Annotated in this window: 12 protein-coding genes; 8 read left to right on the forward strand and 4 right to left on the reverse strand. The window is 70.0% G+C overall.

Features of this window, described 5'->3' with window-relative positions; all coding sequences use genetic code 11:
* Together JGS39_RS32415 and JGS39_RS32420 are read left to right on the forward strand one after the other, a co-directional pair.
* The coding region (locus JGS39_RS32415) for a hypothetical protein (RefSeq protein ID WP_219573320.1) at window positions 1-1,150 on the forward strand (1,150 nt) is incomplete at its 5' end.
* 200 nt (window positions 1,151-1,350) lie between these two features.
* On the forward strand, window positions 1,351-2,121 hold the full coding sequence (locus JGS39_RS32420; protein ID WP_219573321.1) for a DUF4232 domain-containing protein: 771 nt from the start codon (window positions 1,351-1,353) through the stop codon (window positions 2,119-2,121).
* A gap of 120 nt (window positions 2,122-2,241) precedes the next feature.
* Here JGS39_RS32420 and JGS39_RS32425 read toward each other — a convergent pair whose 3' ends face one another.
* The 3 genes from JGS39_RS32425 to JGS39_RS32435 all read right to left on the reverse strand — a co-directional run bounded on the left by JGS39_RS32425 (window position 2,242) and on the right by JGS39_RS32435 (window position 4,379).
* Window positions 2,242-2,658, reverse strand: coding sequence for a VOC family protein (locus JGS39_RS32425; RefSeq protein ID WP_219573322.1), 417 nt, complete (start codon window positions 2,656-2,658; stop codon window positions 2,242-2,244).
* Between the two features lie 149 nt (window positions 2,659-2,807).
* Window positions 2,808-3,791, reverse strand: coding sequence for an alpha/beta hydrolase family protein (locus JGS39_RS32430; protein WP_219573323.1), 984 nt, complete (start codon window positions 3,789-3,791; stop codon window positions 2,808-2,810).
* A gap of 195 nt (window positions 3,792-3,986) precedes the next feature.
* Entirely contained in the window at window positions 3,987-4,379 is a 393-nt protein-coding gene (locus JGS39_RS32435) for a helix-turn-helix domain-containing protein (protein ID WP_219573324.1), read from the reverse strand.
* Window positions 4,380-4,569: 190 nt separating this feature from the next.
* Between JGS39_RS32435 and JGS39_RS32440 the strand changes: the two genes are divergently transcribed.
* Together JGS39_RS32440 and JGS39_RS32445 are read left to right on the forward strand one after the other, a co-directional pair.
* On the forward strand, window positions 4,570-4,893 hold the full coding sequence (locus JGS39_RS32440) for a hypothetical protein (protein WP_219573325.1): 324 nt from the start codon (window positions 4,570-4,572) through the stop codon (window positions 4,891-4,893).
* Window positions 4,894-4,951: 58 nt separating this feature from the next.
* Complete coding sequence (locus JGS39_RS32445) at window positions 4,952-6,865, forward strand: serine/threonine-protein kinase (protein ID WP_219573326.1); 1,914 nt, start codon at window positions 4,952-4,954, stop codon at window positions 6,863-6,865.
* Between the two features lie 18 nt (window positions 6,866-6,883).
* On the opposite strand, the gene JGS39_RS32450 is transcribed toward JGS39_RS32445, so the two are convergent.
* A complete protein-coding gene (locus JGS39_RS32450; protein ID WP_219573327.1) occupies window positions 6,884-7,348 on the reverse strand; it encodes an ATP-binding protein in 465 nt (154 codons plus the stop codon).
* A gap of 217 nt (window positions 7,349-7,565) precedes the next feature.
* On the opposite strand from JGS39_RS32450, the gene JGS39_RS32455 reads away from it, so the two are divergent.
* The 4 genes from JGS39_RS32455 to JGS39_RS32470 all read left to right on the forward strand — a co-directional run.
* On the forward strand, window positions 7,566-8,417 hold the full coding sequence (locus JGS39_RS32455) for a Scr1 family TA system antitoxin-like transcriptional regulator (protein ID WP_219573331.1): 852 nt from the start codon (window positions 7,566-7,568) through the stop codon (window positions 8,415-8,417).
* An 11-nt stretch (window positions 8,418-8,428) separates the two neighbouring features.
* Complete coding sequence (locus JGS39_RS32460) at window positions 8,429-8,620, forward strand: DUF397 domain-containing protein (RefSeq protein WP_219573328.1); 192 nt, start codon at window positions 8,429-8,431, stop codon at window positions 8,618-8,620.
* Window positions 8,613-8,831 (forward strand): DUF397 domain-containing protein, encoded by a 219-nt coding sequence (locus JGS39_RS32465; protein ID WP_219573329.1) that lies wholly within the window; start codon window positions 8,613-8,615, stop codon window positions 8,829-8,831. The genes JGS39_RS32460 and JGS39_RS32465 overlap by 8 nt, the downstream gene beginning before the upstream one ends.
* Before the next feature lie 30 nt (window positions 8,832-8,861).
* Window positions 8,862-9,365: TSUP family transporter (locus JGS39_RS32470; RefSeq protein ID WP_219573330.1), on the forward strand; the 504-nt coding region annotated here is incomplete at its 3' end.

Here is a 9,365-nt window from a genome sequence, read left to right on the forward strand (position 1 = left end):
GCTCGCCGCTGCCGCAGGCGTCGATGACCTGGCCGGGGCGGCCAAGTCCCTGGCCCGGAAGCCCGGCCGGCCGCAGGAGCTCTACGACTTCGGCTACGCCTGCGTGGAGCACGACCTCGCCTTCCTCGCCGTGCCCGCCCTGCGCGAAGCCCTGCGCCAACTGCCCGGTTCCCGCCGGGTACGGGCCGAGCTGGTCTCCGCGCTGGAGCGCGAGAACCGCAACGCGGAGGCGATGGCCGTACTCGCCGCGGTCGGCGACGAGCTCCCCGCCTGGCCCGAGCGCTACCTCCTCGTCCACAACTCGCTCCTGGCCGGGGACCTCTCCGCGGCCCGGGACGCCTTCGACCTGCTGCCGGCGCCCGACGACGCGAAGTGGGAGTGGGCGCACGGCCGCGTCAGCCACATGCTGCGCAGGACCGAGGGCGCCGCGCAGGCGGGCCCGCTCGACCACCGGGACCTGCGCGGCTGGCACTACGCCCTCACCGGCGGATACCTGGCCGTGCTCTCCCCGTACGGCTTCGACTCCTCGATGACCGGCCGGTACGCGTACCTGGGGGACACCGTCGAGCTGTGCCGGCACGGCCTCGACCGGCTTGCACTCGTCCTGCGCACCACAGGGCGCGCACCCCGGTCCGTCTCCCTGCTGCCCGGCCGGAGCGACCGCATTCTCGGCCTCGCCGCCGCGCAGATACTGGGACTGCCCGCCGAGCCGTACGACCCGCAGCGAACGGACACCCTTGTCGTCGCGTACGACATCAACGGGGTCGAACCGGACGTGGCGGTCACCCTGCGGCGGCGCCCGGCCGGGCAGATCCTCTTCGAGCACGCGACCTGCTGGACGAACCCGCCGGTCGCGACCGCGGACGTGAACACGTTCCTGGCCCAGACCGTCGTCGAGCCCTGGGGCGCGACCATGCGGATGGGCGACAACGGTGTGGAGCAGTCCCCTCCCGACAACCGCCCGGAACGCGACATCGCAGCCGAGATCACGCGGGCGGACGGCACTCCCGACGCCGGCGACGGCGCGACACCGCCGGACGGCGATGCGGTGTTCGGCGCATTCGTCGCCGCTACCTCCGCGGGCTGGGCCACGGCGCCCCGGGACCGTGTCGACGCCATCGGACCGGTCCCGAGCTCACGGTTCGCCTGAGGTGCGGCGAGCCGGGGCCGGGCGGGGCTGTACGCCTGTTCCGGGGAACGTCAGCAGGACGTCAGGGAGGCGTTAGCAGAACATGAGCGGCGGGCGGGAAGCTTCACATGTCAGCAGGTCAGGAGGGGGAGCGGTTCGCCGCAAGTTCCGGGCCTCGGCAGCACCTCCACACTCGACCGCCACACACTCGGGGAATTCACATGCGTACGATCCACTCCCGCAAGCGCACCGCCGCCCTCGGCGCAGCCGTCACCACCGTGCTCGCCCTGGCCCTCACCGCCTGCGGTGGGGACGGCGGCGGCACCAAGTCGGCCGGTCCGGCGGACAACGCCGCGAAGAGCGCCGCCTCGGCGGGCGCCTCGCAGCAGTCCGGCTCCGGCTCCGACGATTCCTCGGACACCGCTACGACCGGCGGATCCGCGGAGAAGGTCACCTCCAGCACGGGGACGTCCAAGAGCGGCGCAGCCAAGGCCGGCACGACCACCGGCGGCAACACCAGCGACAGTTACGCCTACAAGCACCCGTGCAAGAGCGACGACCTGTCGGTGCGCGTGTACGCCCGTGAGGGCTCGGCCACCCAGCAGGTGATCGAGGTCAACAACACCGGTGCGAACGCCTGTGGTCTGAGCTACTTCCCGCGGGTCAGCCTGGGCAGCGAGAGCGCCCAGGACCACAGCGGTGACGTCACCCCGCTGGTCCCGAGCGGCCTGGGCGGCGCCCCCGCCTACCCGGTCAAGCCGAAGACCGCCGCCATCGCGGTGATCGACCTCAACCCGAGCGGCGCGGACGGCGCCCTGACCTGGATCAACGAGCTGAACGTGCTGGCCGACGGCGACCACATGCCCAACGCGGAGCAGCTCAACTTCCCGCTCGGCCCCGACGTGAAGGTCCTCGACCCGAAGCTGGGCCTGTACAGCGGCTCGATCGCCGACGCGGTGAGCTCCATGAAGCAGGCCGACTCGAAGTCCTGACCCCGGCCTCGGCCCGGCCCCGGCCCTGGCCCGGCCGTCCTTCCGCGAGCCTCCTGACGTACGCCCTCACGGCAGCCCGTCAGGAGGCTCGGCCGTTCCGTCACCCGGCCTGCCCCTCCGTCAGCCGGCCGTCTTCGGCTGCGTGAAGCGGAGGCGGTTGCCGAACGGGTCGCGGAGACCGCAGTCCGTACCGTAGGGACGCTCGGTGGGCTTCTCGATGAACTCGACGCCCTGGGCGCGCAGCGTCTCGTACGTCTTGCGGCAGTCGTCCGTGGTGAGGATGACCCAGCCGCCCATCGCGCCCTTCGTCACCAGATCGCGGACCTGCGCGGCCGTCTCCTCGGACATCGCCGGAGCGCCCGGCTTCTCCAGGAGGATCTGCCGTTCCGGGTGGCCCGGGACGCTGACGGCCAGCCAGCGCATGAATCCCAGGTCGACGTCGGCGGCCACTTCCAGCCCGAGCTTGCCGACGTAGAAGTCGAGGGCCTCGTCCTGATCGAGGACGTACATCTGCGAGTGCGTGATTGCGTTGAACATGCCGTTCACGCTACGACGCCGCCGCCGCGAAAACTTATCCGTATCTGCTCAATCGGCAAGGACTTCGGCCAAGAGGAACCGGGGCCCATCCACTCGGACGCCGTCCACTCGGACGCCGTCCACCTGGACGCCGTCCACCTGGACGCCGTCTACTTGGACACGACCCGTCCCACCGCGTCGGGGCCGGTCGTCAGCGCCTCCGACGTGGTCCGCCACGCCTGGTCGCCGGGGTGGAGACGCGTCCGGAGGTAGGCCGCGGTGAGCCGGGCGAGGGCAGCCACGCGCGCGGGGCTCTCGTCGGTGGTCTCGGCGGCGTCGTATCCGGCGATCCCGCCGAGCCCGTGCTCCGCGTCGAACAGCGTGAGCAGGTCCTTGGGCCCGGGGGCGAGGGTGTAGGGGTCGGCGTGCCACTCGGGCCCCATGTCGGTGAAGTGCCGGGAGTCGTCCTTGTCCCCGGCGACGACCAGAGCGGGTGCGGTCATGGTGGAGAAGTCGACGCCACCGATGATCGGCCACTGCCCGGCCATGGGCCCGTTGAAGACCTCGCCGCCCCTGCCGGGCGCGGCAAGCAGGACGCCGGCCTTGATCCGGGGCTCGACGAGGTGCACCACGTCCCCGGTTGCGGGGTCGGTGAGCCCGGCGCCCAGCAGAAGGGCTGCGGTGAAGCCGCCGAGCGAGTGTCCGGCGAGGGCGATGCCGCTGTGGTCGATCCGCCCGGCAAGCTGCGCCACGGTGCTCTCGATCACGTCGAGCCGGTCGAGGATGTGCGTCATGTCCTCGGCACGGGAACGCCAGAAGTCGGGGGCTCCGGGGGCGTCCGCGACCAGGTGGCTCAGTGTCGCGGAGGTGAGATGGGTGGGCTGGAGGACGACGAACCCGTGTGCGGCCCAGAAGTCGGCCAGCGGGGCGTAGCCGTTGAGCGAGGAGAGGTTGTTCGAGGGGCCGTGGCCGTGGGAGAGGAGGAGGACCGGAAGCGCCGTTCCGGTCGCGGGTGCGGAGACGCGCACCTGGAGGTCGACCGGGCGTCCCGGTACGGAGAGGGTCACGGGGCTGAAGGACAGGACCGGGGCGGGCGCACCCAAGGCGTCGAAGGCGGTACCGCTGCTGGTGGTTGTGGATGCGGATGTGCTCACGGCGAGGGCTCCTTCTCGATGGCACCTGCCGCCCGCGGGTCTCCTTCGACCGGGCGGCGGACAGGGCGGTCAGGGGTGTCCCGCACTGGTCGGCAAAAAAACGGAACACCGCTCCGTTCAGTATCCGGAACAGCGCTCCGCTTTGTCAATCGGTCAGAGAACGCACCCCGGCCGATGCCCCGCGCCGGTGCGCGATCAGACGCTCGGCCGCGTCCACGCCATCGTGAAGCAGGTGGGGACACCCGTGGCCACCGCTTCCTTGCGGTACGCCCTCGGCGATCGGCCGACGACGTCCCGGAACGTCCGGCTGAACGTCCCGGTACTGCCGAAGCCGACCTCGAAGCAGATGTCCGTCACACTGCGGTCGGTCTCCCGCAGCAGGAACATCGCCCGCTCGACCCGGCGTCGCTGGAGGTAGCGATGCGGCGTCTCGCCGAACGTGGCCCGGAAGGTGCGCGAGAAGTGCGCCTCGGACACGTGGGCGAGCCGGGCGAGAGCCGGCACGTCGAGCGGCTGGGCGTATGCCCGGTCCATCGCGTCCCGGGCCCGCAGCATGCGCCGGTTGGAGTCCTCGGAGGCACGGCTCATCCAACCGCTCCGGTCCCGTACCGGGGGAACGAGTCCGTCGCGACGACTAGAGCCGGGGGCTCGGGCACCTCATACGCCGCGGTCCCCGACGGCAGCCTGGACTCCAACTGGCGACGGAGCCGCCTGATCGTTCCCACGTGCTTGCCGCGAGGGGTCGGAGACATTACGAGACTTCCCGCGGCTGCAAGCGATGGCGCAGAACTACTCATGTTTTGACCACGCCTTCATCGAAGCCCTGACCGACATGGTCAAGGACCGGAAGCGCGGCTGGTGGTCCGAGTACCACGAACTCCTGCCGAGCTCACTCCTAGACCTCGCCGAGCTGGAGCACCACACCACACGGCTGCGAGGTGCCATCGCGGTACACATCCCTGGACTACTCCAGAAAGCAGACCAAGCGCGCGATCTTCCGGCAGCACGTCCCGGAACTGCTCCCTTCGGACATCGAACACCGCGGCTCATTCCGGCGAAAGGCGTCCGGGCGGGCGAGTTCGACCACTTCGCCGGACTCTGACCACCAGCTGTCCGGCCGACCGGCTGACGTCCGATCATGGGTGCTTTACGGTCGTGACGTGGACACGTTATTACCTGGGGACCCTTCAGAGATCGGGCCGTACCGGCTCATCGGCAGGCTCGGGGCCGGCGGGATGGGGCGGGTGTATCTGGCCCGTTCCGAGGCCGGACGTACCGTCGCCATCAAGGTGGTCCACGACGGCTTCGCGCACAGCCCCGAGTTCCGGCGGCGGTTCGCCCAGGAGGTCGAGTCCGCCCGGAAGGTCGGCGGAACGTGGACCGCACCCGTCCTCGACGCCGACACGGAGTGCCCGACGCCCTGGGTCGTCATCGGCTACGTACCGGGCCCCGACCTCCACACCGTGGTGTCGGCCGGGGAGCACGGCCCACTGCCCGTGGAATCGGTCCTCGCTCTCGCCAACGGGCTCGCCCGAGCACTCGGCGACGTTCACGGGGCCGGCCTGGTCCACCGCGATCTGAAGCCGTCCAACGTCCTGCTCACCGTCGACGGGCCGCGCGTCATCGACTTCGGGATCGCCCGCGCCGTGGAGACGCCCGTGGACGGTTTCCTGACGCGGACCGGTGCCGTGATCGGATCGCCGGGCTTCATGTCGCCGGAACAGGTCCGCGGCGAGCGGCGCCTCACCCCGGCCTCGGACGTCTTCTGCCTGGGCGCGGTCCTCCATTACGCAGCCACCGGACGGACCCCCTTCGGTGCCCTGGACAGCGGAGCCCACGCGCTGATGTTCCGCATCGCCGAGGAGGAAGCGGACCTGACCGGCCTGCCGTCGCTCCTGGTGGAGCTCGTACGGAACTGCCTGCGGAAGGACCCTCGCGACAGACCCGCGACGCAGGACATCGCAGCGGAGACCGAACCCTGGGCCCCCGATACCCGCCCCGCCTGGCTTCCCGCCGAACTGCTCGCCTCGATCGGCGCCCGGGCTGACCCTCGCCCGGCTCAGTACGTCCCCGCACCTACGACCGAGACGGAGCCGGAGCCCGAACCGCTGCCGCAGGGGCGGACGGAGCCCTCAACCGAAACGGCGGTGCAACCGGACGACCGGAAGCCGCAGACGACACCTGGTCCGGAACCACGGGACGGAGGGAAGGCGCCCGACGAGTCGGCACGACGCCCGCGCAACCCCAAGATCCGGCGAAGGCTCGCGCTCGCCACGGGACTGCTCGTGCTCATCGGCGCGGGCATGGCGCTCGCGCCGATGCTGAGCAACGGAGACGACGCGGCCGGGCACAACGACCGGAAGCCGAAGCAGACAGCTTCGGCCTCCCCTCGCGCATTCAACAGCGAGGCCTTCGTGGGGACCTGGTCGGGCAAGGCGTCGGGCAGGACACAGGACGGCGATGTCCAGTTCATCAGCTTCACGATCACCAGCGGGAATCCGTCAACGGGAAACAGGGCGGACGTGATCCTGCAGTACCCCGAGCGTGCCTGCCTGGGCCATGTCGGCAAATTGCGCGTCGTGAGCGGGCAGGCAGTCCTGGACGCGGAACATTTGAGCCAACCCATCGAAGGAGACGACGATGGCGTGTCCTGCTTGCCGTTCACCACCCAAATGCTCACGCTCAACGGCGACGTATTGGAGTGGCGCACCGAAGGCGCCACGGCCGACCTGCGCAAGGACACCGCGGCGTATGCGGACGAAGAACTCCTGCGCACGTACAAGGGGACGTGGAGAACATCGGACACGACGCCGTCGATGGGGCTCTCCATCACTGATCTCAGGCCTGGAGCCCTGTTCGAATTTACCGGCGGTGAAGGCGCACAGTCGTGTGCGTGGTTTGCCGGGGTCACGGAGGCCACCCCGGACAGGCTATTCGGCGCGGTCACACGGCCTACCGCACCGGACATCGGCATCTGTCACGGCCACAACACCTTCGACATCCGCCCCGCCGGGAAGGACCGCCTGCGGGTCCTCACCCAACGCGGCGTCCCGTACCTCTTCACCCGCGCCTGAGACCAGTGGGCCCCACCCTCAGGACACGCCTCGGAGCCCGTCCTGATCGTCCGGCTTGGCGACGCATTCCACCCAGAGCATCTTCCCTCCCTGCCCGGGCAGCCCGCCGCGCATCGGGTAGCCGCCCCAGCTCTCCGCGTAGAGCGTGACGAGATACAGCCCCCGCCCGCGTTCGGCCAGTTCCTGCGGAGCCTGCGCGCTCCACTGGAAGGGGGCGGGGATGTGCGGTTCGGTATCCCAGACCCCGATCCGGATCCGGCTGCGGCCGGCGTCACGGATCCGGAGGGAGTACGGTCCTGAGGAGTGCCGGTAGGCGTTGGTGACGAGTTCGCTGGCCAACAGCTCGGCTGTTTCGGTGAGTTCGGACATGCCGTGGACGCGGAGCACGTTACGGAGCGTGGCCCGGGCGACCCCGGGGGCCCGGGGATCCTGCGGGAGTTGGAGGGTGTACGTCCAGGGCGGCGCTACGGTGGCCGTGGGCATGGAGTTCTCCGATCACGAGGGGCGGAAGGCGTCGATGAGGTGTGCTGCGGCGCCCGGTGACGAGGCCGCTCCGTCGAGCGGGGTACTTCCGGGCGGGTGGCCTGAGACCGAGATTAGGTCGTCGCAAAGATTCCTTTCACCCATGGACCGGAATCCTTGCACTGAACCACTCGTGTGAGTGACCCATCAACGGGATGTATTGCAAGGGGAGTTCGATATGGCAGGCAGGGCCGCCCCCACCGCGCGCCGCACGCGGCTCGGCGCCGAACTGCGCAAACTTCGAGAGCGCGCCGGCATGACCACCACGCAAGCCGCCGACCTTCTCGGTACGAGTTCAGGGCAGCTCAGCAACATAGAAGTCGCACGCTTCGGGGTCAGTGCCGATCGTGTACGGGTCGCGGCCCACACGTACTCCTGCACAGACCAAGCGCTGGTCGAGGCACTCGTGTCCATGACGACCGACCGCAAGCGTGGCTGGTGGGAGGAATACCGCGAGATCCTGCCGCCCAAGCTGCTCGACCTGGCCGAGATCGAACACCACGGCACCAGCTTGCACGCGGCGCACAGCATCCACATTCCCGGCCTGCTCCAGACCGTCGACCACGCTCGGGAGATCTACCGTCAAGCCGTTCCGGAGTTGTCCCCGCCTGAGATCGAGCACCGGGTCTCGTACCGCATCAAGCGACAGGCCGTGCTCCACCGCTCGAACCCTTCGCCCTACCGGGCCGTCATTCACGAGGCCGCACTCCACATGAGGTTCGGCGGTGCGGAGGTCACCGGCGGGCAACTGCAGCACCTGCTCAAGGTCAGCGAGCTCCCTCACACATCCATCCGCGTGATCCCTTTCGAGGCCACCTACTATCCGGGGTCGGGACAGTCCCTGTACTACGTGCACGGACCAGTACCCGCACTCGACACCGCACAACTCGATCAGTCACACGGCCCTGTCTTCATCGACGCCGAAGCTCAACTCTCCCAGTACCGACTCCTCCTGGAGCGCCTCGAAGCGGCTTCATTGAACGTCGTGAAGTCCCAGGACCTCATCCACAGGGTCGCCAAGGGCCTGTGAAAGGAGCCCCGATGTCCCAGCACACCTGGCAGAAGTCGTCGTACTGCGCACAGGGCGAAGCCTGCGTTCACGTGGGCACCGACCGACGCGGATCAATAGGCCTCACCGAATCGGGTGACCCCACCGGCGCGATAATCCGCACCACCCCCACCGCCCTCCGGGCCCTCCTCCGCACGCTCAAGGAGGAGCACCTCCATGACTGACGCCCTCACCTGGAACCGCGCCGCCCCCGAGGGCGAACCCGGCCCCGGACCCTGGATCGAGATCGCCTTCGGCGAGGGCGACGACCTCGTCCACCTCCGCGAGACCAGCCACCCGGAGAACGTCGTCACGACCACCCGCAGCAAGTGGGAGGCTTTCGCGAAAGGCGTCCGGGCCGGCGAGTTCGACCACTTCGCCGAGCCCGCCGACTGAAGCCGCACCCACAGCCGTGGAGGAGGAGCCGTGGACTGGTCGACCGGGCTGCTCGGCCTCGCCGCCGGACTCCTGATCTCGGTGGTCACGGCCCCCGCCGGCGTGTCCGGGGCGGTCTTCCTCCTGCCCGTACAGGTCAGTCTGCTCGGCGTGCCCAGCCCGGCGGTGACGCCGACGAACCTGCTGTACAACGTCGTGGCCGGCCCGGGCGCGCTCCTGCGTTACCACCGGGCGGGACGACTCGGCGGGCCGCTCACCCGTCTGCTCGTCGTGGGCACCGTGCCCGGTGTCGTAGTCGGCGCTGTGATCCGGGTGTTCGCGGTTCCCGGCCCGGGCGTCTTCCGCCTCCTCGTCGCAGCGCTGCTGCTCCCGCTCGGACTCTGGCTCAGCTTCCGGACCCTCCGCCCGGCACGAGCCCGCCCCGTCCACCCGCCTTCGCCGCGCGGGACGAGAGGGCTGGCCCTGGCCGTCGGCGTCGTGGGCGGCGTCTACGGGATCGGTGGCGGCTCGCTGCTCGGCCCGGTCCTCGTGGGC

This window comes from Streptomyces poriferorum, from assembly GCF_019399235.1.
GTDB lineage: Bacteria > Actinomycetota > Actinomycetes > Streptomycetales > Streptomycetaceae > Streptomyces > Streptomyces poriferorum.